This window comes from Nocardia sp. NPDC127526 (assembly GCF_042672265.1).
Taxonomy (GTDB): Bacteria; Actinomycetota; Actinomycetes; order Mycobacteriales; family Mycobacteriaceae; genus Nocardia.
This window is the reverse complement of record NZ_JBHXVO010000003.1, coordinates 171,928-197,237: the sequence shown is the minus strand read 5'-3', so window position 1 is coordinate 197,237 and position 25,310 is coordinate 171,928. Positions and strand designations below refer to the sequence as shown.

At 67.5% G+C, this 25,310-nt stretch carries 24 protein-coding genes and 2 tRNA genes; 12 read left to right on the top strand and 14 right to left on the bottom strand.

All coding sequences use genetic code 11. The features are described from left to right. The first annotated feature begins 194 nt into the window (after nt 1-194). The 7 genes from ACFVIV_RS07060 to ACFVIV_RS07030 all read left to right on the top strand — a co-directional run bounded on the left by ACFVIV_RS07060 (nt 195) and on the right by ACFVIV_RS07030 (nt 8,957). A complete protein-coding gene (locus ACFVIV_RS07060) occupies nt 195-662 on the top strand; it encodes an FHA domain-containing protein (protein ID WP_379193875.1) in 468 nt (155 codons plus the stop codon). Beyond that, on the top strand, nt 659-2,167 hold the full coding sequence (locus ACFVIV_RS07055; protein WP_379193874.1) for a protein phosphatase 2C domain-containing protein: 1,509 nt from the start codon (nt 659-661) through the stop codon (nt 2,165-2,167). The genes ACFVIV_RS07060 and ACFVIV_RS07055 overlap by 4 nt, the downstream gene beginning before the upstream one ends. Beyond that, on the top strand, nt 2,167-3,642 hold the full coding sequence (locus ACFVIV_RS07050) for an FtsW/RodA/SpoVE family cell cycle protein (protein WP_379193873.1): 1,476 nt from the start codon (nt 2,167-2,169) through the stop codon (nt 3,640-3,642). Before ACFVIV_RS07055 ends, ACFVIV_RS07050 begins: the two co-directional genes overlap by 1 nt. Next, nucleotides 3,639-5,114: a peptidoglycan D,D-transpeptidase FtsI family protein gene (locus ACFVIV_RS07045; RefSeq protein WP_379193872.1), complete on the top strand. Its 1,476-nt coding sequence runs from the start codon at nt 3,639-3,641 to the stop codon at nt 5,112-5,114. Before ACFVIV_RS07050 ends, ACFVIV_RS07045 begins: the two co-directional genes overlap by 4 nt. A gap of 34 nt (nt 5,115-5,148) precedes the next feature. Then, complete coding sequence (locus ACFVIV_RS07040; protein WP_379193871.1) at nt 5,149-6,723, top strand: serine/threonine-protein kinase; 1,575 nt, start codon at nt 5,149-5,151, stop codon at nt 6,721-6,723. Continuing rightward, the gene (pknB, locus tag ACFVIV_RS07035; protein ID WP_379193870.1) at nt 6,720-8,627 is read left to right on the top strand and encodes a Stk1 family PASTA domain-containing Ser/Thr kinase; all 1,908 of its coding nucleotides are present in this window, start codon (nt 6,720-6,722) and stop codon (nt 8,625-8,627) included. Before ACFVIV_RS07040 ends, pknB begins: the two co-directional genes overlap by 4 nt. A 96-nt stretch (nt 8,628-8,723) precedes the next feature. Further along, on the top strand, nt 8,724-8,957 hold the full coding sequence (locus ACFVIV_RS07030; protein WP_379193869.1) for a hypothetical protein: 234 nt from the start codon (nt 8,724-8,726) through the stop codon (nt 8,955-8,957). Nucleotides 8,958-8,963: 6 nt separating this feature from the next. Here the strand turns inward: ACFVIV_RS07030 and ACFVIV_RS07025 are convergent, their stop codons facing one another. From ACFVIV_RS07025 to ACFVIV_RS07015, 3 genes are read right to left on the bottom strand one after another with little or no spacing between them, the layout of a single operon-like run. Next, nucleotides 8,964-9,428, bottom strand: a complete 465-nt coding sequence (locus ACFVIV_RS07025; RefSeq protein WP_379193868.1) for a dCMP deaminase — start codon at nt 9,426-9,428, stop codon at nt 8,964-8,966. Then, on the bottom strand, nt 9,415-10,089 hold the full coding sequence (locus ACFVIV_RS07020; protein ID WP_379193867.1) for a RibD family protein: 675 nt from the start codon (nt 10,087-10,089) through the stop codon (nt 9,415-9,417). Before ACFVIV_RS07020 ends, ACFVIV_RS07025 begins: the two co-directional genes overlap by 14 nt. 20 nt (nt 10,090-10,109) lie before the next feature. Continuing rightward, the gene (locus ACFVIV_RS07015; protein WP_379193866.1) at nt 10,110-10,748 is read right to left on the bottom strand and encodes an aminodeoxychorismate/anthranilate synthase component II; all 639 of its coding nucleotides are present in this window, start codon (nt 10,746-10,748) and stop codon (nt 10,110-10,112) included. Nucleotides 10,749-10,875: 127 nt separating this feature from the next. Here ACFVIV_RS07015 and crgA point away from each other — a divergent pair, with 127 nt between their 5' ends. Next, on the top strand, nt 10,876-11,139 hold the full coding sequence (gene crgA / locus ACFVIV_RS07010; RefSeq protein ID WP_379193865.1) for a cell division protein CrgA: 264 nt from the start codon (nt 10,876-10,878) through the stop codon (nt 11,137-11,139). A gap of 73 nt (nt 11,140-11,212) precedes the next feature. Beyond that, entirely contained in the window at nt 11,213-11,656 is a 444-nt protein-coding gene (locus ACFVIV_RS07005; protein WP_379193864.1) for a PH domain-containing protein, read from the top strand. A gap of 6 nt (nt 11,657-11,662) precedes the next feature. Here the strand turns inward: ACFVIV_RS07005 and ACFVIV_RS07000 are convergent, their stop codons facing one another. Both ACFVIV_RS07000 and ACFVIV_RS06995 read right to left on the bottom strand, forming a co-directional pair. Then, nucleotides 11,663-12,538: a rhomboid family intramembrane serine protease gene (locus ACFVIV_RS07000; RefSeq protein ID WP_379193863.1), complete on the bottom strand. Its 876-nt coding sequence runs from the start codon at nt 12,536-12,538 to the stop codon at nt 11,663-11,665. 28 nt (nt 12,539-12,566) lie between these two features. Beyond that, nucleotides 12,567-13,103: a peptidylprolyl isomerase gene (locus ACFVIV_RS06995; protein ID WP_379194202.1), complete on the bottom strand. Its 537-nt coding sequence runs from the start codon at nt 13,101-13,103 to the stop codon at nt 12,567-12,569. A gap of 132 nt (nt 13,104-13,235) precedes the next feature. On the opposite strand from ACFVIV_RS06995, the gene ACFVIV_RS06990 reads away from it, so the two are divergent. The 3 genes from ACFVIV_RS06990 (at nt 13,236) to ACFVIV_RS06980 (ending at nt 15,625) form a co-directional block, all read left to right on the top strand. Further along, the gene (locus tag ACFVIV_RS06990) at nt 13,236-13,505 is read left to right on the top strand and encodes a hypothetical protein (RefSeq protein WP_379193862.1); all 270 of its coding nucleotides are present in this window, start codon (nt 13,236-13,238) and stop codon (nt 13,503-13,505) included. 18 nt (nt 13,506-13,523) lie between these two features. Further along, nucleotides 13,524-15,362 (top strand): glutamine--fructose-6-phosphate transaminase (isomerizing), encoded by a 1,839-nt coding sequence (gene glmS / locus ACFVIV_RS06985; RefSeq protein WP_379193861.1) that lies wholly within the window; start codon nt 13,524-13,526, stop codon nt 15,360-15,362. 80 nt (nt 15,363-15,442) lie between these two features. Then, the gene (locus tag ACFVIV_RS06980; protein ID WP_379193860.1) at nt 15,443-15,625 is read left to right on the top strand and encodes a hypothetical protein; all 183 of its coding nucleotides are present in this window, start codon (nt 15,443-15,445) and stop codon (nt 15,623-15,625) included. On the opposite strand, the gene ACFVIV_RS06975 is transcribed toward ACFVIV_RS06980, so the two are convergent. The 9 genes from ACFVIV_RS06975 to gyrB form a co-directional block, all read right to left on the bottom strand. Further along, the gene (locus ACFVIV_RS06975) at nt 15,611-16,459 is read right to left on the bottom strand and encodes an ABC transporter permease (RefSeq protein WP_379193859.1); all 849 of its coding nucleotides are present in this window, start codon (nt 16,457-16,459) and stop codon (nt 15,611-15,613) included. The two genes, ACFVIV_RS06980 and ACFVIV_RS06975, sit on opposite strands and share 15 nt — an antisense overlap. Beyond that, nucleotides 16,456-17,457, bottom strand: coding sequence for an ATP-binding cassette domain-containing protein (locus tag ACFVIV_RS06970; RefSeq protein WP_379193858.1), 1,002 nt, complete (start codon nt 17,455-17,457; stop codon nt 16,456-16,458). Before ACFVIV_RS06970 ends, ACFVIV_RS06975 begins: the two co-directional genes overlap by 4 nt. Before the next feature lie 499 nt (nt 17,458-17,956). Beyond that, complete coding sequence (locus ACFVIV_RS06965) at nt 17,957-18,982, bottom strand: adenylate/guanylate cyclase domain-containing protein (protein ID WP_379193857.1); 1,026 nt, start codon at nt 18,980-18,982, stop codon at nt 17,957-17,959. Nucleotides 18,983-19,098: 116 nt separating this feature from the next. Further along, nucleotides 19,099-19,171 (bottom strand) — tRNA-Ala (locus ACFVIV_RS06960). Between the two features lie 28 nt (nt 19,172-19,199). Further along, nucleotides 19,200-19,307, bottom strand: a complete 108-nt coding sequence (locus tag ACFVIV_RS06955) for a DLW-39 family protein (protein ID WP_218020906.1) — start codon at nt 19,305-19,307, stop codon at nt 19,200-19,202. Nucleotides 19,308-19,336: 29 nt separating this feature from the next. Further along, nucleotides 19,337-19,410 (bottom strand) — tRNA-Ile (locus ACFVIV_RS06950). Nucleotides 19,411-19,612: 202 nt separating this feature from the next. Continuing rightward, nucleotides 19,613-20,596 carry a DUF3566 domain-containing protein gene (locus ACFVIV_RS06945; protein WP_379193856.1) on the bottom strand — a complete coding sequence of 328 codons (984 nt, stop codon included), beginning with the start codon at nt 20,594-20,596 and terminating at the stop codon, nt 19,613-19,615. 44 nt (nt 20,597-20,640) lie between these two features. Then, entirely contained in the window at nt 20,641-23,154 is a 2,514-nt protein-coding gene (gene gyrA / locus ACFVIV_RS06940) for a DNA gyrase subunit A (protein ID WP_379193855.1), read from the bottom strand. Between the two features lie 80 nt (nt 23,155-23,234). Beyond that, on the bottom strand, nt 23,235-25,265 hold the full coding sequence (gene gyrB / locus ACFVIV_RS06935) for a DNA topoisomerase (ATP-hydrolyzing) subunit B (RefSeq protein WP_379194201.1): 2,031 nt from the start codon (nt 25,263-25,265) through the stop codon (nt 23,235-23,237). Between the last annotated feature and the right edge of the window lie 45 nt (nt 25,266-25,310).

Below are 25,310 nucleotides of genomic sequence, written 5' to 3'. Positions count from 1 at the left end.
CCGTAAGCTCGCGATGCAGGTCACGATATGGCTCGAGATTCCTCGGTCGTATCGTGATCGCAACCGGTCGTCGGCCCTATGATGCTGCCAACACTCGAGGCGGCATGCCGAAGCGCACCGGTTGGGGGTCACGGAGCTTTTTTCCGTACTGACTGCCCGTACCTACGACACGGTCGAACAGGAGGTGGAGCACCGTGCAGGGATTGATCCTGCAACTGACCCGTGCGGGGTTCCTGCTGTTGCTCTGGCTGTTCGTCTGGGCGGTGCTGCGGACCCTACGCAGCGATATCTACGCGGCCTCCGGTATCCGGGTCGCACCGCGCGCCGCTGGCGGTTCCGCGGTGCTCCCGTCCTTGCGCCGGGGCCAGAAGGGCGCCAAATATCTCGTGGTGACTCAGGGTTCACTCGCCGGCACCCGCATCTCACTCGGCACACAGCCGGTGCTGATCGGGCGCGCGGACGACTCCACACTGGTCCTCACCGACGACTACGCCTCCACCCGGCATGCGCGCCTGTCGCCGCGCGGGGAGGACTGGTACGTCGAGGATCTCGGTTCCACCAACGGGACCTACCTCGACCGGTCGAAGGTCACCACCCCGGTGCGAGTTCCGCTCGGCACCCCAGTCCGTGTCGGTAAGACAGTGATCGAGCTGCGATCGTGACACTTGTTCTCCGCTACGCAGCGCGCAGCGACCGCGGTCTCGTCCGAGCCAACAACGAGGATTCCGTCTATGCGGGAGCGCGGCTGCTCGCGCTCGCGGACGGCATGGGCGGTCACGCCGCCGGTGAAGTCGCCTCCCAGCTGATGATCGCGGCGCTGGCGCATCTCGACGATGACGAGCCCGGCCCGGATCTGCTGGGCAAGCTGGATCGCGCGGTGCGCGAGGGCAATGCCTCCATCGCCGATCAGGTCGAGGAGGAGCCCGAGCTCGACGGCATGGGCACCACGCTCACCGCCATCCTGTTCGCCGGCTCCAAACTCGGCCTCGCCCATATCGGCGACTCCCGCGCCTACATGCTGCGCGGCGGTGAGCTCTCCCAGATCACCCGCGACGACACCTTCGTGCAGTCGCTGGTCGACGAGGGCCGCATCACCCCCGAGCAGGCGCATACCCATCCGCAGCGCTCGCTGATCATGCGGGCGCTCACCGGCAACGAGATCGAGCCCACCCTGGTGGTGCGCGAGGCGCGCGCCGGGGACCGGTACCTGCTGTGCTCGGACGGCCTGTCCGATGTGGTGAGCGATGAGACCATCGCCAATACCCTGCGCGAGGGCAGCACCGACGAGGCCGCCGACCGGCTCATCGAATTGGCTTTGCGCAGTGGCGGTCCCGACAATGTGACCGTCGTGGTCGCCGATGTCATCGATCTGGATTACGGCCAGTCCCATCCGATCGTGGCGGGCGCGGCCTCCGGCGAGGACGAGGACACGCCGCCGCCGAATACCGCCGCCGGGCGCGCCGCCGCCATGAGACCGCCGCGCGCGGTCCCGCGCCGCGCGGTCTCCGCGCCGGAGCCGGAACCGCCGAAGAAGAGCCATAAACTGCGCTGGCTGGCCCTGTCGCTGGCGCTGCTGGTGGCGGTGGGCGCGGGACTGACCGTGGGCTACAACATGATTCGCGGCAACTACTACGTGGGCGCGGACAATGGCCGGGTCGTGGTGCTGCGCGGGCTACCCGGTTCGGTGCTCGGCTACTCCATTCGCGATGTCGATCAGGTCGGCTGCGTCACCCGCACCGGGGAACTGCAGCTGACCGCCCCCGGCGCCGGTTTCCCGGCCGGCTGCCGGGAACTGAAGCTCACCGATCTCAAGCCCACCGGCCGTGATTCGGTCGACAAGGGCCTGCCGCCCGGCTCCCGCGACGATGCCGTCAAGCAGATGCAGGCGCTGGCGCAGAGCGAACTGCTGCCGCCGTGCGAGAAGGCCGCCCAGGGGCAGCCGACCACCCCGGCCACCGATCCGGGCCAGACCACCACCGCCACCACGCCCGCCGCGCCAGCCACCACCACGCCGGGCGCCCCGCAGCCGGGCGCCGGTGAGCAGACCGGTGAGGGCCGTCCGCTGGAACCGCGTTCCCCGGGCGTCAGCGAGCAGCCGACGCCGCCGGTCACCACCACCACGACCGTGCCGCAGACGCCGGGTCAGAACTGCAGGGTGACGGACTGATGTCCGCGCCGGCACCACCGTCCGCTGGGGCCTTTCCCAGTCCGCCGGGCGGATTCGCACCCGCGCCGCCGCCGTCCACCCGGCGCAATGCCGAGCTGTTGCTGCTCGGGCTCGCGGCGGTGATCGTGACGGTGTCGCTGGTGCTGGTGGAGGCCAGTCAGGAACAGTCCATCACCTGGGACATCGCCAAACTCGGCGCGTCCTATTTGGCCCTGTTCGGGGTGGCGCACCTGGCGGTGCGGCGCTTCGCGGCCTTCGCGGACCCGCTGCTGCTACCGATCGTGGCGCTGCTCAACGGGCTCGGGCTGGTCTTGATCCACCGGCTCGATCTGGCCGAAGCGCAGAACGCCGCCTCCGCGTCCCAGCCCATCCCCTCCCCCGATGCCAATCAGCAGGTGCTGTGGACGGGGCTGGGGATGGTGGTCTTCATGGCGCTGCTGATCGTGCTGCGCGACTACCGCACGCTGGCGCGCTACGCCTACACCCTGGGCCTGATCGGGCTCATCGCGCTCGCCATCCCGGCCCTGCTCCCGAGCCGGTTCTCCGAGGTGAACGGCGCGAAGATCTGGATCAGGCTGCCCGGCTTCAGCATGCAGCCCGGTGAGTTCGCCAAGATCCTGCTCATCATCTTCTTCGCGGGCGTGCTGGTCGCCAAGCGCGACCTGTTCACCGCGGCGGGCAAGCACGTCTTCGGCATGGAACTGCCGCGCGCCCGCGATCTCGGCCCGATCCTGGTGGTCTGGGTGGTCTGCCTCGGGGTGCTGGTCCTGGAGAAGGACCTCGGCACCTCGCTGCTCATCTTCTGCACCGTGCTGGTGATGCTCTACATCGCCACCGAGCGGGTGGGCTGGGTGATCATCGGGCTCGGGCTGCTCGCCCTGGGATTCGTGATCGCCTACAACGCTTTCGGGCATGTGCAGGTGCGCGTCGAGACCTGGCTGCATCCCTTCGACGACTACAACAACACCGGCTACCAGATCTCGCAGTCGCTGTTCGGACTCGCCACCGGCGGTCTGGCCGGCACCGGCCTGGGCAGCGGCCGGCCCTCGCAGGTGCCCTTCGCCAAGACCGACTTCATCATCACCACCATCGGTGAGGAGCTGGGCCTGATCGGCCTGGCCGCCATCCTGATGCTGTTCTGCGTCTTCGTGATCCGCGGCCTGCGCACCGCGCTGGCGGTCCGCGACAGCTTCGGCAAGCTGCTCGCCGCGGGCCTGGCGTTCACCATCGCCATCCAGTTGTTCGTGGTGGTCGGCGGTGTCACCAAACTGATTCCGCTGACCGGCCTCACCACGCCGTTCGTCTCCTACGGCGGTTCCTCGCTGCTGGCCAACTACGCCCTGCTGGCCCTGTTGATCAAGGTCTCCGACGCCGCCCGCGCGCCCGCCCCGGCGCGCAAGCGGCTGCCGGACCAGCCGATCGCGGACGCGCCCACCGAACTGGTGAAGCGGCCGCCGAAGGGGGGCGCCGCGTGAACACACCCCTGCGCCGGGTGGCCATGGCCGTCATGGTCATGATCGTCGCGCTGCTCGCCAACGCCACCTACGTCCAGGTCATCAAGGCCGACAGCCTGCGCAGCGATCCCCGCAATGTGCGCGTGCTGCTCGACGAGTACGCCCGCCAGCGCGGCCAGATCTCCGCCGCGGGCACCGTGCTGGCCAGCTCGGTCGCCACCGAAGACCGCTACAAGTACCTGCGCACCTACCCGACCGATCCGCTGGCCTACGCGCCGGCGACCGGCTTCTACTCCATGCAGTACGGCAGCACCGGGCTCGAGCACGCCGAGGATTCGGTGCTCAACGGCTCGGACAACCAGCTGTTCGGGCGGCGGCTCATCGATATGGTCTCCGGCCGGGATCCGCGCGGCGGCAATGTGATCACCACGCTCGACCCGGTCATGCAGAAGGTGGCCTACGAGCAGCTCACCGCCAAGGGCTACACCGGTTCGGTGGTGGCCATCGAACCGAGCACCGGCCGCATCCTGACCATGGTGTCCACGCCGTCCTACGATCCGAACCTGTTGTCCACCCACGACGGTGCGGCCGCCGGCGAGGCGTGGAAGTCGCTGCAGACCGATCCGCGCCAGCCCATGCTGAATCGCGCGGTGTCGCAGACCTATCCGCCGGGTTCCACCTTCAAGGTGATCACCACCGCGGCGGCGCTGTCCAGCGGTATCGCCAAGCCCGACGACCAGTTCACCGCGGCGCCGCGGATCACGTTGCCGGACACCACGACCACGCTGGAGAATTACAACGGCAGCCACTGCGGTCCCGGCGATTCGGCGACCGCGTCGCTCACCGAGGCCTTCAAGTACTCGTGTAACACGGCTTTCGTGGAGCTCGGTATCAAAGTGGGGGCCGCGAAGCTCAAGGACGAGGCCGCCGCCTTCGGCATCGGCACGCATCCGAATATTCCGATTCCCTGGGCGGACAGCACGGTCGGGACCATTCCCGACAACGCGGCGCTCGGCCAGAGCAGCATCGGGCAGCGCGATGTGGCGCTCACCCCGCTGGACAATGCGGTCATCGCGGCCACCGTCGCCAATGGCGGCGTCCGGATGCAGCCGCATCTGGTGGATCAGCTGCAGGGCCCCGACCTGTCCACCCTGGAGACCGTCAAACCCATGTCGGTCGGCCAGGCCATCAGCCAGCCGGTGGCTTCCCAGCTGACCACCCTGATGATCGAATCGGAGAAGAACACCCAGGGCGGCAACCAGCAGCGCGGCTACCAGATCGCCTCCAAGACCGGCACCGCCGAGCACGGCAGCGATCCCCGCAACACCCCGCCGCACGCCTGGTACATCGCCTTCGCGCCGGCGCAGAACCCGAAGATCGCCATTGCGGTGATCGTCGAGAACGGCGGCGACCGGGCCTTGGCCGCCACCGGCGGATCGGTCGCCGCGCCCATTGCGCGCGCGGTGCTCGATGCCGGATTGCAGGGGGGCTGAACGATATGAACATGCAAGGTAGACAGGGTCTCGAATGCTGAACAACGGTGCGATGATCGCGGACCGGTACCGGCTGAAACGCTTGATCGCCACCGGTGGAATGGGCCAGGTCTGGGAAGCGCTCGACACCCGGCTGGATCGCCGGGTCGCGGTGAAGGTGCTCAAGGCGGAATTCTCCGCCGACCCCACCTTCCGGCACCGCTTCCGCACCGAGGCGCGGACCACCGCGCAGCTGAATCACCCCGGCATCGCCGGCATCTACGACTACGGCGAGACCATGGACCCCTCCGGCGGCGAAACCGCCTACCTGGTCATGGAACTCGTGCAGGGCGAACCGCTCAATGCGGTGCTCAACCGGATGGGGCGGCTCTCGGTCGCCCAGGGCCTGGACATGCTGGAGCAGACCGGCCGCGCACTGCAGGTCGCGCACGCGGCGGGCGTGGTGCACCGGGATGTGAAGCCGGGCAATATCCTCGTCACCCCGACCGGCCTGGTGAAGATCACCGACTTCGGCATCGCCAAGGCCGTGGACGCCTCACCGGTCACCAAGACCGGCATGGTCATGGGCACCGCCCAGTACATCGCGCCGGAACAGGCCACCGGTGAGGAAGCCACCTCCGCCTCCGACGTGTACTCCCTGGGCGTGGTCGGGTACGAGGCTCTCGCCGGGACGCGGCCGTTCACCGGTGACGGCGCCCTCACCGTCGCCATGAAGCATGTGCGCGACGCGCCGCCGCCGCTGCCGGCGGACCTGCCGCCGAATGTGCGCGAGCTCATCGAGATCACCATGGCCAAGGATCCGCAGCTGCGGTACACCAGCGGCGGCGAATTCGCCGACGCGGTGGCGGCGGTGCGCTCCGGCCGCCGACCGCCCGCCACCGGCGGCATCCCGACCGGCACGGCCACCGGGGCCACCCGCATCCTGCCGCCCGGGCCGACCATGGTGATTCCCGGCGCCAACAATGCCGACCAGGCCACCACGCGCTATCCGACGCCGCCGCAGCCCATGCGGCAGCCGCAGCCCGCGCCGCCCACCGGCGCGACCGTCATGATGTCGGGTCCGAACACGCCCGCCGGGCCGCCCCCGCCGGCCAAGTTCGGCGGCGCCGGCGAGTCCGGCGGACGCTTCACCAATAGCCAGAAGGCCCTCGCCGGTCTCGGCGTGGGCGCGCTGATCCTCGGCGCCGCGGCCGCTTTCGTGCTGCTCAGCGGCAATCCGCCGGAGTCGACGCCGACCACCAAGACCAGTGTCGTGGTGGCGCCGCCGCAGGTGCCGCCGAGCACCACCACCACGGTGCCGCCGACCACCCGGCCGCAGCCGGTGCAGCCCACCTACGAGCCGCCGCCGACGACCGAGGAACCGCCGGTCACGACCACGCCGCCGCCGGTCACCACCACGCCGCCGACGACCACGCCGCAGAAGACCACGACCGCGCCGCCGACGACGACGGCCGAGAAGACCACCGCGCCGCCGAAGACGACCACCGATCGCTTCCCGCTGCCGAGCTTCCCCTCACTAACATTTCCGGGGGGCATCGGAAACGGTGGCCGTGAACCCGCTTCATCGCAGGACAACTTCGCTCCCTCCAGCCCTCGAGGACTGCCATGACGACCCCGAAGAACCTCTCGTCTCGCTACGAGCTGGGCGAGATCATCGGGTTCGGCGGCATGTCCGAAGTGCACAAGGCCCGCGATATGCGGCTCGGCCGCGATGTGGCGATCAAGGTGCTGCGCGCGGATCTCGCCCGTGACCCCACGTTCTATCTGCGCTTCAAACGGGAAGCCCAGAACGCGGCCGCGCTGAATCATCCGGCCATCGTGGCGGTCTACGACACCGGCGAGGCCGAGATCGACGGCGGGCCGCTGCCCTACATCGTGATGGAGTACGTCGACGGCGACACCCTGCGCGACATCGTGCGCGGCAAGGGCCCGCTGCCGCCCCGGCGCGCCATGGAGATCATTGCCGATGTGTGTGCGGCGCTGGACTTCTCGCATCGCAACGGCATCGTGCACCGGGATATGAAGCCCGCCAACATCATGATCAACCGCGCGGGCGCGGTGAAGGTGATGGACTTCGGCATCGCGCGCGCCATCGCCGACAGCTCCAATCCCATGACCCAGACCGCGGCCGTCATCGGCACCGCCCAGTACCTCTCGCCCGAGCAGGCCCGCGGCGAACAGGTGGACGCGCGCTCGGACGTGTACTCGGTGGGCTGCGTGCTCTACGAGATCCTCACCGGCGAACCGCCTTTCACCGGCGATTCGCCGGTCGCGGTGGCCTACCAGCATGTGCGAGAGAATCCGCGGCTGCCCTCGCACGTGCATCCGGGCGTCCCGCGCGAACTGGACTCGGTGATTCTCAAGGCCATGAGCAAGAACCCGGCCAACCGGTATCAGACGGCCGCCGAGATGCGCGCCGACCTGATCCGGGTGCTGGGCGGGCAGAAGCCCACCGCCCCCATGGTCATGACCGAGGAGGAGAGCGCCGGCTTCCTCGACGACGAACTGCCGCCGCCGCGCACCTACCGCACCGTGGAACGCCGCGACGACACCACCGAACAGGAGATCGTCGAACCCGGTTCGCCGCCGCGCCGCACCATGCTGGTCGCCGGGCTCGGCGCGGTCGCGGTAATCCTGATCGGCGCCCTGCTGTGGATGCTGGTCGGCCCCGGCGCGCGCCCCGATCAGGTGGCGGTGCCGGACCTGGCCAACAAGAACGCCCAACTGGCGCAACGAGATCTGGAACGGCTCGGCTTCAGCGTGGCCGTCCAGGACAAGGCCGACTCCAAGATCGCGCAGGGCAATGTCATCGCCACCCAGCCGCTGGGCGGCTCCCGCGTCGACAAGGGCTCCACCATCACCCTGCAGGTGTCCACCGGCCCCGCCCAGGTCTCGGTCCCGCGCCTGGCCGGCCTCACCCAGCAGCAAGCCGAACAACAACTCAAAGCCCAAGGCCTCCAACTCAACCCGGACATCAAGCGCGAACCCTCCAGCGCCGAGGAAAAAGACAAGGTCACCAGCCAGGTCCCCGGCGAGGCCCAGAAGATCGACGCCGGCGGCCAGGTCACCATCACCCTCGGCTCCGGCCCGGAAAAGGTGCGCGTCCCCGACGTGGTCGGCCAATCCATCGATGTGGCCAAACCGAACCTGGCCGACAGCGCGGGCTTCAAGGTCGTCATCGAGGAAGTCCCGAACTCACAGCCCAAGGGCACGGTGATCGAGACCGATCCGGCCGCCGGCACCATGGCCGACAAGGGCTCCACCGTCACCGTCCAGGTCTCCACCGGCGACCAGATCTCCATGCCCGACCTCCGCGGCCTCACCCCGGCCCAAGCGGCCGACCTACTCCGCCAACGCGGCTGGGCCGGCCAGATCACCCAAACCACCCAGAGCACCCTGAACACCGGCGAGGTCGGCCGCATCATCGCCCAGCAACCGAGCGCAGGCTCCTCACTGGGCAAGACCCAGACGGTAACCATCACGACCGGCGTCCTCTCCCTCGGCCCGCCGTGAGTTCGCGGTAGTCGAAACGACTGTGCCCCCTGAAAGCCGTAGGCCACAAACCTGAGGCTGCTTTCTGTCATCCTTTCGGGGTGGCCGGATCGCCGTATGAAGTCCCGCCGCTGCCGGGTGATGCGGCGCGGCGAGCAGACCGGCACCTACCCGGTGCAGACGGCGGGATCGTTCGGTACCACCGTCGCCATCGGGCTTGGCATGGGGTCCTCGATTGTCTGGGGCGTGCTGACCACGCTCGGTATCGGTATCGCCGGGGTGTTCTCCGGAATCGCGGTGTTGATCGCAGTGACTGTCATGCGCGACAGGAACACGAAACGGCGTCTGTGAAACGCCTCAGAGCCGCAGGTGCCGATTCATGGACATGGCCTCGTCCGCCAGATCGGGCAGCTCGACCACCTCGACGCCGTGCTCGCGCAGCCGCTCGACGCCGATGCAGTTGTCCACGAATGTGCCCGGCTCGCGCCAGGCGATAACCACGCGCCGGATTCCGGCCGCCAGAATGCGGTCCGTGCACGGGGTGCGGTCCTTGCTGGCACGGAGGGAACACGGCTCCAAGGTGCTGTAGATGGTTGCGTGCGGCAGGCGCGGGTCGTCGGGTTCCAGCTTGTTCAGCGCGGATTCCTCGGCGTGGACCTTGTCGTCGGTTTCGCGGGACCAGCCGTGGGTGATTTCCACGCCGTCCGCGCCGACGATGACCGCGCCCACCGAGAAGGCGGTTTCGCTGCGCGGGCACAGGCGGGCCAGGCCGATGGCGTGCCGCATCCAGCCGCGGTCCAGGCGGGCCTCATCCGACGACATTCGACTCCTCCTTCGGCAGATACGTCAGCAGCGCCATATCGCCGACCCGGCCCACATCGGCCAACCGCATGCGATGCAGTGTGCCGCCGGGGAAGGCGGCGGGGCCGAGGAAGCGGGGGGCGGCGGGATCGCCGACCGCGATCGGGGCGACGGCCATGCGGATTTCGTCGGCGAGGCCCGTGGAGAGGAAGGCGGTGTGGATGGAACCGCCGCCTTCGACCATGAGGCGAGACACCTTGCGGGTGGCGAGATCGTCCAGCAGGGCCGCGAAATCGATGGTCTCGCCCAGGGATACGACTTCGCTCTCGCCGAATATCCATTCGTCGAGGCGTGCGGCACCGGGATCGGTGGTGTAGATCAGCCGTTCGCCGCCGCAGTGCCAGAAGCGCAGGTCCGGGTCCAAATCACCGCGCGCGGTGACGATTACGCGCAGTGGGTACTCCGGCTTGCCCGCGGCGATGCGGCGCAGGCGGCGTTCCTCGTCATTGACCAGCAGCCGGGGATTGTCCCGGCGCAGGGTCTCCGCGCCGATGAGAACGGCGTCGGACTCGGCCCGCAGTTCGTCGACGCGGTCGAAATCGGCGGCATTGGACAGCAGCAGCCGGTCCGGTCCCGCATCGTCGATATAGCCGTCGATGCTCACCGCCACCGACAGCAGCACATGCGGTCTCCTCAGGCCACTCACACCAGTGCCGCGACCTCCGCCTCCAGGGTCTGCACCAGACCCTCGGCGGGCCGCTCGCCGCACACGCCGAGCCAGTTGGCCAGCATGCGGTGCCCGCCCTGGGTGAGCACCGATTCGGGATGGAACTGCACGCCGTGAATGGGCAGCGTGCGATGCCGCATGGCCATGACGATGCCGGATTCGGTGCGGCCCAGCACTTCCAGCTCGGCCGGCATGGTCTCTTCCAGCACGGTCAGCGAGTGGTAGCGGGTGGCGGTGAAGGGGTCGGGCAGACCGGCCAACACGCCCGCGCCGATATGGAAGACATCGCTGGTCTTACCGTGCAGCAGTTCGGGGGCCCGGGTCACCGTCGCGCCGAAGGCCGCGCCGATGGCCTGGTGTCCCAGGCACACGCCCAGCAGCGGGGTTTCGTGCCGCGCACAGGCTTTCACCAGGTCCATGCTGGCGCCGGCGCGCTCGGGGGTGCCCGGTCCGGGGCTGATCAGCACGCCGTCGAAGCTCGTCACCACGGCGTCCAGATCCGCGAGCTGCGGGTCGTCATTGCGCCAGACCACCGCGTCGACACCCAGCTGTCCGAGATACTGGACCAAGTTGAAGACGAAGCTGTCGTAGTTGTCGACGACCAGAACACGCATATGTCGAGAGTAGTTGTCGCGCCCGCAAACGTCGCACGCAATACCGCCGAACGGCTCCCCAAGTCGCCTTTCCCCAGGGTGCCCGGGATAACCTGTAACCAGACCGCACGCCAAAAAAGAGGACGTCATGCCCAAGTCGAAGGTCCGGAAGAAGACCGATTACACGATCAACCCGGCCAGCCGGACGCCGGTCAAGGTGAAGGCCGGCCCGTCACCGGTCTGGTACGTCACCATCATGCTGGGCTTCATGCTCGCGGGCCTGGTGTGGCTGCTCGTCTACTACCTGGCGGCCGAGCAGATCAGCTGGATGAACGATCTGGGCGCGTGGAACTTCCTGGTCGGCTTCGGCCTCATGGTCGTGGGTCTGATCATGACCATGCGCTGGCGATGAGTGCCTTACATCATTGTTATTCATACACACCTGTGGATGACCTTGTGGACAACTCGAGGATGGAGTGCGGACAGTGACCACGCCGACCGACTCCCGGCTCTCCTGGTCCACCCCCACCGCGGCCATCGTCGCCTGCGGTATCGGCGGCCTCGCGCTCGCGGTGGCCGCCGTCGTCTCGAACGACCCTCCGGCCAAACTGCTCATCGGGCTGGCCGCGGCGGGCGTGCTGTTCCTGGCCTTCATGGGCGCACGGCAGCGCCCGCGCCTGGCCATCGAGCCCGGTGAACCGGCGCAGCTGGTGGTGCGCGGCCTGACCGGGCCGCAGCGCTACACCGCGGATCAGGTCATGCGCGCCCGCGTGGTGCACTACCGGCGGCTCGGCCGCCGCCTGCCCATGCTGGAAATGGATGTGGACCACGACGGCGCGGAGAAGCTGCTCATCTTCGGCCGCTGGGATCTGGGCACGCGTCCCGAGGAAGTCCTCGACACACTGCGCACGTATCTCACCGCGAAGTAGCCGCGTCTAGAACGACACCACTGCCGGCGCACCGGCCACGATGGCCGCGATGGCGACCACCGCGACCGCCGCCAGCACCGCCCAGCCGATCCCCGCGGCGGAACCCTGGGTGCGGACCCGCAGCCAGCGCGGCAGATACAGGATCCCGGCCGCGGCGACAGTTCCGGCCACCAATCCGCCGAGGTGACCCCACACCGAGATGTTCGGCACCGTGAACGTGATGATCAGGTTGATCACCAGCAGCACCAGGATCTGCGTCGGGTTCTGCTTCGTTCGCAGCATGATGATCGCCACCGCGCCGAAGAGGCCGAAGATGGCTCCCGAGGCGCCCGCTGTCCCTCTCAACGGATCCTCGAGAACGGTGACAGCCGCCGAGCCGCCCAGCAGCGACACGACATACACCGCGAGATACCGCGCCCGCCCCAGCGCCGCCTCACAATACGGGCCCAGCATGTACAGCGCGAGCATGTTCACCGCCAGGTGGATCCAGCCGAAGTGCAGGAATCCAGATCCGATAACCCGCCACCATTCGCCCTCGCCGACCAGCGCGGGCGCCAGCACCCACTCCATGAACAGGTTGGAGTAGCGGTTCTCCATGGCGTTGCGCGCCTCGAACGCGGTGATGCCGAAGACGATGACATTGATCGCGATCAGCGCCCAGGTGACGAACGGCTGCGAGTTACTCGACACCGCCGCCCCGGCCTGATTGCGCACCGGCCGCACATCCTGGCGGCCCTGGCGCACGCATTCGGTGCAGTGCTGGCCGACCGCGGCCGGGGTGAGGCAGTCCGGGCAGGCCGGACGCCCGCACCGGGTGCAGCCCAGCCCGGTGGTGCGATCAGGATGGCGGAAGCAGGTCGGTGCGGGCTGGTACGGATTCATATCGACTTCTCTTCGGGTCCGGCCGGATTCAGGAGATGGTGATTCCGGAGATCACGACCTCGTCCTTGGGCCGATCGTTGCGGTCGGTCGCCACCGCCCCGATCGTGTCGACCACCTTGCGCGAGTCCGGGTCCAGGACCTCGCCGAAGATGGTGTGCTTGCGGTTCAGATGCGGCTGCGGGCCCAGGGTGATGAAGAACTGGGAGCCATTGGTGGCCGGGCCGGCATTCGCCATGGCCAGCAGGTAGGCGCGATCGAACCGCAGTTCCGGATGGAACTCGTCCTTGAACTCGTAGCCCGGGCCGCCGCGGCCGGTGCCGGTGGGATCGCCGCCCTGGATCATGAAACCGTCCATGACCCGGTGGAAGATGGCGCCGTCGTAGAACGGTCCGGAGTCGGTGCCCGCGGCGTTCTTGGTGGTGTACGGGGCGGAGCCGTCGGCCAGGCCGAGGAAGTTCGCCACCGTGCGGGGTGCGTGGTTACCGAAGAGCGAGATCTTGATATCGCCGTGATTGGTGTGCAGCGTCGCCACGGCGGTCTGATTCGGTGAGGTCACGCCGCCCAGCTTAAGTGCGGGCGGGTTCCGGCTGCTCCACGGCACGCGCCTCGAGCAGCAGAGATGGCGCGCATGTGACTTCTTGCCCGGATTCGGGCAGAAATGTTGGCGAATTGCCGATCATCGGGCAGGCTCGTGCGGGTGAATGACGGGGTTCCCGACGATCTGGTCCGCCATGTGGCGGCCTCCACCGGCCTGCCGCCCGCGGTGGCCGCCCGGGTGGTGGCCGATGTGGTCGGGTATTTCGACGAGACCGCGGAACAGTTCGTGCGCCGCCGCCATGCCGAGCTGCAGCGGCGGCAGGTGCGCAATGCCGAGATCTGGCAGCGCATCGCGGCCGAGCTGGCGCAGCGCCGCGTCGCCGCCCCCGCCTTCACCGAACGACAGCTGCGACGCCTCGTCTACGGGTAACTAGGAGACCAACGCGCAATGTGTGGAATCGTCGGATACATCGGCCATCGGGATGCGGTACCGGTCCTGCTGGAGGGCCTGCACCGGCTCGAATACCGCGGCTACGACTCCGCCGGCCTGGCGGTGCCGCACCGCGGCCGGCTGCGGATCACCAAAACCCAGGGCCGGGTGCAGGATCTGCGCGACCGGGTGGACGCCGAGGGCGCGCGGCTGCGCGGCAATACCGGCATCGCGCACACCCGCTGGGCCACCCACGGCGAGCCCAGTGACGCCAATGCGCACCCGCACTCCGACGGCGCGGGCCGGATCGCCGTGGTGCACAACGGGATCGTGGAGAACGCCGAGGAGCTGCGGGCCGAATTGACCGCCGCCGGCGTGGAATTCGTGTCCGACACCGATACCGAGGCCATCGCCCACCTCATCGCCGCCGCGCTCGACGACGCCGACTCCCTGGAGGATGCGGTGCGCACGGCGCTGCGCCGGGTGGAGGGCACCTATGGCCTGCTCGTCCTGGACCCGCGCCGCCCCGACGAGCTGGTGGTGGCCCGCAATGGCAGCCCCATCGTGCTCGGCGTGGGCGACGGCGAGATGTTCGTGGCCTCCGATGTGGCCGCGCTGGTGCACCACACCCAGCGGGTGGTGTTCCTGGACGACGGCGAGCTGGCTACCGTGCGGGCGGGCGAATTCCGCACCAGCACACTGGGACTCGAGGCCCGGCGCACCGACAAGACGCCCACCACCATCGATATGGCGGCCGAGGACTACGCGCTCGGCGGCTACCCGGACTTCATGCGCAAGGAGATGGCCGAACAGCCCGACGCCGTGCGCCGCGCCCTGCGCGGCCGGCTCGACGAGCGCTTCGCCACCGCGGTCCTGGGCGGGCTCAATATGGACGCGCGGGAGCTGCGCGGCATCCGCAAGGTCGTCTTCCTGGGCTGCGGATCCGCCTATTACGCGGGCCAATTGGGCGCACAGCTGGTGGAGGAGCTGGCCCGCATTCCCGCGGTGGCCGAGCCCGCCTCCGAATTCCGCTACCGCAATCCGGTGGTCGACCCGGATGCCCTCTACATCGCCATCAGCCAGTCCGGAGAGACCCTGGATACCCTTGCCGCCGTTCAGGAATTGCAGCGCAAGGGCGGCCGCGTCATCGGCGCGGTGAACGTGGTGGGCAGCGCCATCGCCCGGGAGTGCGGCGCGGGCGTGTTCCTGCACGCCGGTCCCGAGGTCTCGGTGGCCTCCACCAAGGCGCTCACCAATATGACCGTCTCCTTCGCCATGCTCGCCCTGCTGCTCGGCCGCGTCCGCGACCTGTCCGCGGCGGCCGGCGAACGCGTCGTCACCGGTCTGCGCGCCCTGCCCGACGCCATCGACGCGGTACTCGCCGACGATGCCGCCATCGCCGAGGTGGCGGCCCGCTACGCCAAGGCCCGCAGCATGTTCTTCGTCGGCCGCGTGCGCGCCTGGCCGGTGGCGCGCGAAGGCGCCCAGAAACTCAAGGAGATCTCCTACATTCACGCCGAGGCGTACCAGGGCTCCGAACTCAAACACGGCCCCCTGGCCCTCATCGACCCGGACATGCCCAGCGTCGTCCTGGTCCCCGACGACGAACTGCTCGCCAAGAACCTCACCACCATCGAGCAGATCAAGGCCCGCGGCGGCCCGGTCATCGCCGTCACCAACGCCCCCCTCCCCGACGGCGTCGCCGACGAAATCATCCGCGTCCCCGCGGTCTGCCCGGAACTCGACCCCATCATCCTCACCATCCCCCTGCAACTGCTGGCCTACCACACCGCCCTCGCCCTGGGCCGCGACGTCGACAAGCCCCGCAACCTCGCCAAGAGCGTGACGGTGGAATGAGAAATAGGCCCCGGAGCCGTCTCCGGGGCCTCTCAGCACCCATTCGTGCGCGAAAACTGTTGCTGTGTCACAGTGGTCGCATGGGCCTGGGTAGTTCTCGCACTCGATTGATTCTGGCCGCGCTGCTCGCCGTCACCGGCGGGGTCGTGGCGTTCTTCGTGAGCCGCCGCCCGCAGCCTCCGGCGCCCGCCGCGGAACCGCCGCGCCTGGGTTATTCGCGCAACGGCTCCGCTCCGTCCCCGGATTACTCAGCGGCTCACTGACCGCTTGTACTGGCGCACGGCCAGCGGCACGAAGATCACCAGGATCACCACGACCCAGATGAGGGTCGTCGCCACCGGATGCCGCATGGACCAGGTGTCCGGCGGCGGGAAGGCCGGACTGGTGTTGCCGAACAGCTCGCGGGTCGCTTCGGTCAACGCCGACACCGGATTCCATTCCGCGAACACCTTCAGCGGTCCGGGCAGATCGTTCAGCGGCACGAAGGTGTTGGCCAGGAAGGTGAGCGGGAAGATCACCATGAACACCGCGTTGTTGAACACTTCGGGCGCGCGCACTATCAGGCCGATGACGGCCATGATCCACGAGACCGCGTAGGCGAACAGCAAGAGCAGCACATAGGCCAGCACGGCGTCCAGGAACGAGCCGCGGATGCGCCAGCCGACCACCAGGCCGGCCAGTGACATGACCACCAGGCTCACCACATTGATGACGACATCCGCGCCGGTGCGCCCGATGAGCACGGCCGCCGGTTCCATGGGCAGCGACCGGAATCGGTCGATAATGCCCTTCTGCATATCCTCGGCCAGGCTCAGGCCGGTGAAGGTGCCGCCGAAGACCACGGTCTGGGCGAAGATGCCCGCGATGAGGAATTCGCGGTAGCCGCCCTCCAGGCCGGGCACCTTGATGGCGGTGCCGAACACGTACGCGAACAGCAGCACGAACATGATCGGCGACAATGTCGTGAAGATCAGGACGTCGGGCACACGCTTGATCTTGATGACATTGCGCTTGGTAATGGTCAGGCTGTCGCTGACCAGCATGGCGGCCCGCTGGGTGAGCGAGGGTTTCTCGGCGGTGATCAGGGTGGCGCTCATCGGGCTCCTCCGTCCGTGGCCAGATCCTCCGCGCCGCCCTTGGCGCCGTTGATCAATTCCTCTGCCTCGTGCCCGGTGAGGGTCAGGAACACATCGTCGAGCGAGGGCCGGCGCAGGCCGACATCATGAATCGCCACTTCGTGTTTGGTGAGCTGGCCGATGGCGTCCACCAGCGCCTGCGACCCGTCGTTCACCGGCACGATAATGCGGCGCAGGCCGGGTTCGAGCCGAATCTCGCCGCCCGCCAGGCCCTGCAGCGCACGCTGCGCGACGGCCAGATTGTCCACGTGGTCGACGACCAGCTCGATGCGGTCGCCGCCGACCATGGCCTTCAATTCGTCGGAGGTGCCCTCGGCGATGACGTGACCGTGGTCGATGACCGCGATGGAATCGGCCAGTCGGTCGGCCTCCTCCAGGTACTGGGTGGTCAGCAGCAGCGTGGTGCCGCCCGCCACCAATTCCTCGATGACATCCCAGAGATCCAGGCGCGCACGGGGATCCAGGCCGGTGGTGGGTTCGTCGAGGAACAGCACCGGCGGATTCGCGACCAGGGCGCCGGCCAGGTCGAGGCGGCGGCGCATACCGCCGGAGTAGCCCTTCACGGGCCGGTCGCCGGCATCGCTGAGCCGGAAGCGTTCCAGGAGTTCGCGAGCGCGCTCTTTACTTCGCTGCACGCCCATGTGATAGAGCCGGCCGACCATTTCGAGATTCTCGAAGCCGGTGAGGTATTCGTCGACGGCCGCGTACTGGCCGGAGGTGCCGATGCGCGAGCGCAGCAGCTGCGGATCCTTCAGCACATCGACATTGGCGACGGTGGCGCGCCCGGCATCCGGGATCAACAGGGTCGTGAGCACCCGGACCGCGGTCGTCTTACCGGCGCCGTTCGGGCCCAGCAGGGCGGTGACGGTTCCTTCGGGTACGGATAAGTCGAGTCCGTCGAGAGCGGCTACCTTGCCGTATCTCTTGACCAGACCCTCGGCGACTATGGCGTCGGGCATGATTCTCCTGATGTCTCGTGATTTCGTCGTGGCAGGTGCCCTGAGCTGCATCGATGCTGCCGACCAAGACCGGACATTCCGAGCAAGTATCACTCTTCGCCGAGTGGGAAGTCATCTGAATTACCGGATGTGAAAAAGCCGTAATACAGCAGTGGCCGCATCCCGTGGGGGTCCGGCGGTGCTCGGGGGTGCCGGGACGGGATGCGGCCGATTCGATGATCCGCCCGGTCAGCGGGCGGAAACGCGAGTAGCGCACTACTCGACTTCGCAGGCTCGGAACCGGTTTCGCGGTCACGACGCCATCCTCGCACCGGGGTACGACATCTTTTCCGCGAAAAAATCTTCGAACGCGATGCCCCGATGGCCACACAATCGCCCGGTGTCGCGTAGGATCGTTCCCGTCGGCCCCTCCCCCCCGGGCCGACCTTACGCGGGCCTCGGCTAACTCCCCCCCTTCGCCGAGGCCCGCCCCTATTCCCGGACCATTTTTCCGGCGCGCTCAGACCAGCGGGCGAATCTCGTTCCGGCGCAGCACATATCCGTGCAGCCTATTGATGCCCTTCACCCGCACGGTGCGCAGATTGCGCAATTCGAATTGCGGATCACCGGTCACCGCCTTGGCCGCGCCCTCGTCGATCAGCACGGTGCCCGGCCGCGCCACACCGGTGAGCCGCGCCGCCACATTCACCACCGAGCCGTACAGATCGCCGAACCGTTGCAGCACCTCGCCGTACGCGAGCCCGACCCGCAATTCCTGGGTGACGCCGTGCGAGGCCGTCGCCGCCTCCTGGATGGCGAGCGCGATGCGCGCGCCGTCCTTGGCGCTGTTGGCGGCGAACATGACTTCGTCGCCGACGTTCTTGATGACCCAGCCGCCATTGGCGATGATCGCATTGCTGGTGGCCGTCTCGAACGCCTCCAGCAGCGCCGACAGCTCGTCCGGCTCCAGATGCCGGGTCAGGCGGGTGTAGCCGACCATATCGGCGAAGCCCACCGCCAGCACCCGCATGGTGTCGCCGGCGACCGCGCCCTCGTCCAGCGACCGCGCCAGCGCCGCGTCCAGATGCCGCCGCCAGGCATAGGACATGAGCGACTCGAAGTCGGCGATCACCTCCTGGGTGGCGACCAGCGCCACCGCCTCCGGATCGGCCTGCGGATCCGCGGCGGTGCGCTTGGCGATCCGCTCCAGGATCTCCTCGGTGACCAGATCCACCTGCCACTCCGCCAACCGCGCCATGGACCGCCCCAGCGTCCGCGCCGCGGTGGTCTGCCGGTGAATATCGGCCGACGCCAGCACATTCAGCCGCCCGAAGGTCTTGGCCGCCTCGATATCGGCGTCGCTGTATTCGAGCGCGTTGTCGTCCGGATCGGCCGGGAATCCCAGCGACACCCACAGCCGTCGCGTCAGCGAGGTCGGCACCTTGGTCTTGCGCGCCACCTCGCGCCGGTTGTACTTGCGGGTCCCGTTCAGCAGATACGGGTCCACCACAGACTGGACGAGCTTGGAGATCTCAGTGGACGCCATCTCGCCACCTTACGTCCGGATCAGGCCGGAAAAGCGCGTGATGTCCCGTGTCACAGGGCAACCGGACCGAATACGTGAAAAAGCCGCAGGCTTGTGGCCTACGGCTTTCGTGAGTGTGGAGCCTAGGGGAATCGAACCCCTAACCCCTGCCTTGCAAAGGCAGTGCTCTGCCAATTGAGCTAAGGCCCCGGACGGGGTGGGAACCCCGAAGTTTCGATCAGCGGGTGGTTACCTCGTGCCAGAGGTCCGCGTCATTGCGCTGACGCAGTTTGCTGATTCCGAAGATCACCGCGGCGACAATACCGATCGTGAGGAGAAATTTCATGAATCCCACCCTACTGTGATTCTCGGGAGTGGGCCTAGGAGGACTTGAACCTCCGACCTCTTCGTTATCAGCGAAGCGCTCTAACCGCCTGAGCTATAGGCCCTAGTTCGGCTCCGGGAGTGTTTCCCGAGCCGAGGCAAAAGGTTACCGGATCGGCTTGCGATAACCAAAACGGCCGGTCACAGGCCTGTGAGGCAGCTGCAACTCTCGGACTCTCAGGGGCTTCGCCCCCGAACCCCCAACATGAAAGGGGGGTTCGGGGGGAAGCCCCCCGAACCCCTCTTGTCCTTCGCCCCGAAGGGGCGTCAGTCCGGGTCGGCCAGGGTCACCTGAATGCCGCCGACCAAGTCGGTGCACTGGTTGTAGACGAAGACGCCGACCGTGGACAGCGCGGTCAGCAGCACCACATTGATCAGGCCGATGACGCCGGCGTAGCCGAAGACGGTGCCCGCGTCGATGAGCGCGGTGGAGGAGCTGTCCGAAACCATGTCCGTGAACGTGGAATTCAGGCGCTCCCACACGCCCATGCCCTCGAGCACCAGGTAGAGCAGGCCGACCGCGAGCATCCACACGAAGAACATGGCGACGCTGATGACCAGCGAGACCTTGAGCGTGGACCACGGATCGATATGGCGCAGTTGCACGGTCGCGCGCAGCGGCTCCCCGGTGGCCGCGGCCTGCGCCACCGCCGCGGGGGCGGACGGCGAGACCGGACCGGCCGGGGCGATGGGCTCCGGCGGCGGCAGCGGATGCCGCATCTCCGACAGATCCGGCAGATCCTTCACCAGTTCCGGCCGGGCGATGCTGCGGGTGGGCCCGTCGATGCCGACGGACTTCACCATGGCGGCCTCCTTGCGCGCCGCCTTGGCCGCCAGGTCGGCGGTGGTGCGGGCATTGGAGACGCCGGCATTGAGGCCGCCCGACAGTCCGCCGCTGGGCCGCCCCTGGACCGGCGCCTGACCGGGCCGGTACAGATTGGACTGCGGCTCCCGCTGCGGCAGCTGCGACCAGCCGCCGTCCTGATACGGCGAACCGGCCGGCTGCTGCTGTGGTTCATCCACCGACTCGGGTGCGGTCACCTCGGTCGGATCACTCATTCGCCCCGTGACCTCCGGCGCGAAATCACCGGAGTTATCCGGCATTTCGTGCGATTGAGACTGCGCTTGCGGCGCTCCGCCCTCGCTCGCACCCGGGCGCGGAATGGGCCGCGGCGGAATCGGAGAGGGGGCGATTCTCTCGGTCACACCGTTGGCGTGACCGCGCTGGTCATTCGGCTGATTCGTGGTCAATGGTGAATCCTTCGATTCTTGGTGCCGCCGCTGCTGTGGAGAAACTACTGCTTCGCCGAACCGCTGGTGTCATCTTCGGCAACCTGGTCGGGCTCATCCGCGTTACGCGCGATCGCAAGCAACGTATCGCCCTCGCCCAAGTTCATCAATCGCACGCCCTTGGTTTGACGTCCGGCTTTGCGAACTTGATTCGCCGCGGTGCGGATTACGCCGCCGCCCGAAGTGATCGCATACAGCTCGTCGTCGTCGTTGACGATGAGCGCACCGACCAGACTGCCACGTTTCTCGTCGTATTGAATGGTCAATACGCCCTTTCCGCCGCGGCCCTGTGCGGTGTACTCGTCGATCGCCGTGCGCTTGGAGTACCCACCGGCGGTGGCGACAAGCAGATAGGTCTGATCGCCCTCGCGAACGACGTTGAGCGACAACAGTTCATCGCTGGCGTTGAACCGCATGCCCTGCACGCCGGAGGTGGCGCGGCCCATCGGGCGCAGCACCTCGTCATTGGCGGAGAAGCGGATGGACTGACCGTGCGCCGACACCAGCAGCAGGTCGTCATCGGCCGAACACAGTGCCGCACCGACCAATTCGTCCCCATCGCGAAGATTGACCGCGACAATGCCGCCGGAACGGTTCGAGTCGAAATCGGTCAGACGGGACTTCTTGACCAGACCATTGCGGGTCGCGAGCACCAGATACGGCTGATCCTCATAGGTCTTGAGCTGAATGACCTGGGCGATCTTCTCGTCCGGCTGGAAGGCCAGCAGGTTCGCCACGTGCTGACCGCGCGCGGTGCGATTGGCCTCGGGCAGCTCGTAGGCCTTGGCGCGGTACACCCGGCCCTTGTTGGTGAAGAACAGCAGCCAGTCGTGGGTGGAGCTGATGAAGAAGTGCCGGACGATATCGTCCTGCTTCAGCCCCGCACCCTGCACGCCCTTGCCGCCGCGCTTCTGCGAGCGGTAGAGATCGGTCTTGGTGCGCTTGGCGTACCCGGTCTCGGTAATGGTGACGACCACGTCCTCGACGGCGATGAGATCCTCGTCGGCCACGTCGCCGTCGGCCGAGATGATCTTCGTGCGGCGATCGTCACCGTGCTTGTCGACGATCTCCTGCAGCTCGTCGCGCACGATGGCGCGCTGCCGCTCCGGCTTGGCCAGAATATCCTTCAGGTCCGCGATCTCCAGTTCGATCTTGGCCAATTCGTCCAGGATCTTCTGGCGTTCCAGGGCGGACAGCCGGCGCAGCTGCATGTCCAGGATGGCGGTCGCCTGGATCTCGTCGATCTCCAGCAACTGCATGAGGCCGGTGCGGGCGGTCTCGGTATCGGCCGAGCGGCGGATCAGGGCGATCACCGCGTCCAGCTGATCGAGCGCCTTCACCAGACCGCGCAGGATGTGGGCGCGTTCCTCGGCCTTGCGCAGCAGGTACTTGGTGCGCCGGACGATCACTTCCAACTGGTGCGTCACGTACAGCCGGATCATCTGATCCAGGCGCAGCGTGCGCGGCACCCCGTCCACGATGGACAGCATGTTGGCGCCGAAGGAGGTCTGCAGCTGGGTGTGCTTGTAGAGGTTGTTCAGCACCACCTTGGCCACCGCGTCACGCTTGACCGTGACCACGATGCGCATGCCGACGCGGTCGGAGGACTCGTCGTGGATGTCGGAGACGCCCGCGATCTTGCCGTCCTTCACCTGTTCGGCAATGGCATTGATGAAGTTGTCGGTATTGACCTGGTACGGCAGCTCGGTGATGACGATGGTGGTGCGCCCGCGGGCGTCCTCCTCGATCTCCACCACACCGCGCATGCGGATGGAACCGCGGCCGGTGGTGTACGCGTCGTGGATGCCCTGGGTGCCGACGATCAGGCCGGAGGTCGGGAAGTCCGGGCCCTTCACGCGTTCCATGCAGGCCGCGAGGGTGGACTCCTCGTCCGCCTCGTGATTGTCCAGCGCCCAGTAGATGGCCTCGGCCAGCTCGGTCAGATTGTGCGGCGGGATATTGGTGGCCATACCGACGGCAATGCCGTTGGCGCCGTTCATCAACAGCGCGGGCACGCGGGCCGGGAGGACGATCGGTTCCTGCGTCTTGCCGTCGTAGTTCGCCTGGAAATCGACCGTCTCGTGGTCGATTTCGCGCAGCATCTCCATGGCCAGCGGCGTCAGGCGGCACTCGGTGTAGCGCATGGCGGCCGCGCCGTCATTGCCGCGCGAACCGAAGTTGCCCTGACCGTCCACCAGCGGATACCGCAGCGACCACGGCTGCGCCATGCGCACCAAAGTGTCGTAGATGGCCGTATCGCCGTGCGGGTGATAGTTACCCATGGTGTCGGCGACCGGGCGGGCGGACTTCACATAGCTGCGGTCGGGCCGATACCCGTTGTCGTACATCGCGTACAGAATGCGCCGGTGCACCGGCTTCATGCCGTCGCGCACCTCGGGCAGCGCGCGGCCGACGATCACGCTCATGGCGTAATCGATGTAGGAATTCTGCATCTCCGCCTGGATGTCGACCGGTTCGATGCGGTCGCCACCGGACGGCGGAAGGGTGGTATCAGTCATGAATTGGTCTCCGTAAGAAGGGGGTTCGGGGGTTCCTCGCGGCGCGCAGGCGGGGGCTCACCGGCCCCCGCTCGCGCGGACTAGACGTCGAGGAACCGAACGTCCTTGGCATTGCGGGTGATGAAGCTGCGGCGGGCTTCCACGTCCTCGCCCATGAGAACGGAGAACAGCTCGTCCGCGGCGGCCGCGTCGTCGAGGGTGACCAGGCGCAGCACGCGAACCGCCGGATCCATGGTGGTCTCCCACAGCTCCTTCGGGTTCATCTCGCCGAGACCCTTGTAGCGCTGGATGCCGTCGTCCTTGTTGATCTTCTTGCCGGCGGCCAGGCCACGCTCCACCAGGCCGTCGCGCTCCCGGTCGGAGTAGGCGAACTCCGGCTCGGACCGCTGCCACTTGAGCTTGTAGAGCGGCGGCATGGCCAGGTATACGTGACCCTGCTCGACCAGCGGGCGCATGAAGCGGAACAGCAGGGTGAGCAGCAGCGTCGAGATGTGCTGGCCGTCCACGTCGGCGTCGGCCATCAGCACGATCTTGTGATAGCGCAGCTTGGCGATATCGAACTCGTCGTGGATTCCGGTGCCGAAGGCCGTGATGATGGCCTGGACCTCGTTGTTCTTCAGCACCTTGTCGATGCGCGCCTTCTCGACGTTGATGATCTTGCCGCGCAGCGGCAGGATCGCCTGGTACATCGAGTCGCGGCCGGACTTGGCCGAGCCACCGGCGGAGTCACCCTCCACGATGTAGATCTCGGACTTGCTCGGATCCTTGGACCGGCAGTCGGCCAGCTTGCCGGGCAGACCGCCCAGATCGGTGGCGGACTTGCGGCGCACCAGCTCGCGCGCCTTGCGCGCGGCGACGCGGGCCTGGGCGGACGAAACCGCCTTGGTCACAATGGTCTTCGCATCGGCCGGATTGGCCTCGAACCAGTGCGTCAGGTGCTCGTTGCAGGTGCGCTGCACGAAACCCTTCACATCGGTATTGCCGAGCTTGGTCTTGGTCTGGCCCTCGAACTGCGGATCGGCGATCTTCACGCTCACGATGGCGGCGAGACCCTCGCGGATATCGTCACCGGTGAGGTTGCCGTCCTTCTCCTTGAGCAGCTTCTTGTCCTTCGCGTACTTGTTCACCACCGTGGTGAGCGCCGCGCGGAAGCCCTCTTCGTGCGTGCCGCCCTCATGGGTGTTGATGGTGTTGGCGAAGGTGTGCACGGACTCGGAGTAACCCGAGTTCCACTGCATGGCCACCTCGAGCTCGTGCCCGGTGCCCTTGCCGCTGAACGACACGATCGAATTGTGGATCGGCGTCTTGGTGCGGTTGATGTGCTTGACGAAGTCCTCGAGCCCGCCCGGGTAGTGGTAGGTGCGGGTCTTCACCTTCGGCGCGGCGGCTTCCGCGCCCTCCTCGGCGTGCTTGGGCGCCTCGGCGGTCTCGGACACCACCTCGTCGGTGACATCTCCCTCGGACACCCGCTCATCGGTCAGGGTGATGGTCAGTCCCTTGTTCAGGAAGGCCATCTCCTGCAGGCGCCGCGCCACCGTCTCGAAGTTGAAGGTGGTGGTCTCGAAGATCTCCGGATCCGGCCAGAACCGGATGGTGGTGCCGGTGCGCTTGGTCGGCTGTCCCTGGAACAGCTTGCCCGGCTTGGAATCCTTGTATTCCTGGGTCCAGTGGTAACCGTCGTGATCCACCTCGGCCTCGAGCCGGGTGGACAGCGCGTTCACCACCGAGATGCCGACGCCGTGCAGACCGCCCGACACCGCATAGGATTCGCCGTCGAACTTGCCGCCGGCGTGCAGCTGGGTCATGACCACCTCGATGGTGGGCACGCCCTGGGCATGCATGCCGGTGGGAATGCCGCGGCCGTCGTCGATGACCTCGACGCCGCCGTCGGCCAGCAGTTTCACGTCGACCCGCGAGGCGTATCCGGCCATCGCCTCGTCGACGGAGTTGTCGACGACTTCCCAGATCAGGTGGTGCAGGCCGCGCTCACCGGTGGAACCGATGTACATACCGGGGCGTTTGCGAACCGCTTCGAGGCCTTCGAGGACGGTGATGGAGTCGGCACCGTAGTTCTGCTTGCCCGAGGTCGAGCCGGATGCGTTGGAGTCCATGGCAGCCACTGGTCGGTAGCTCTCCTTACTTGCTGATCCTCCGGG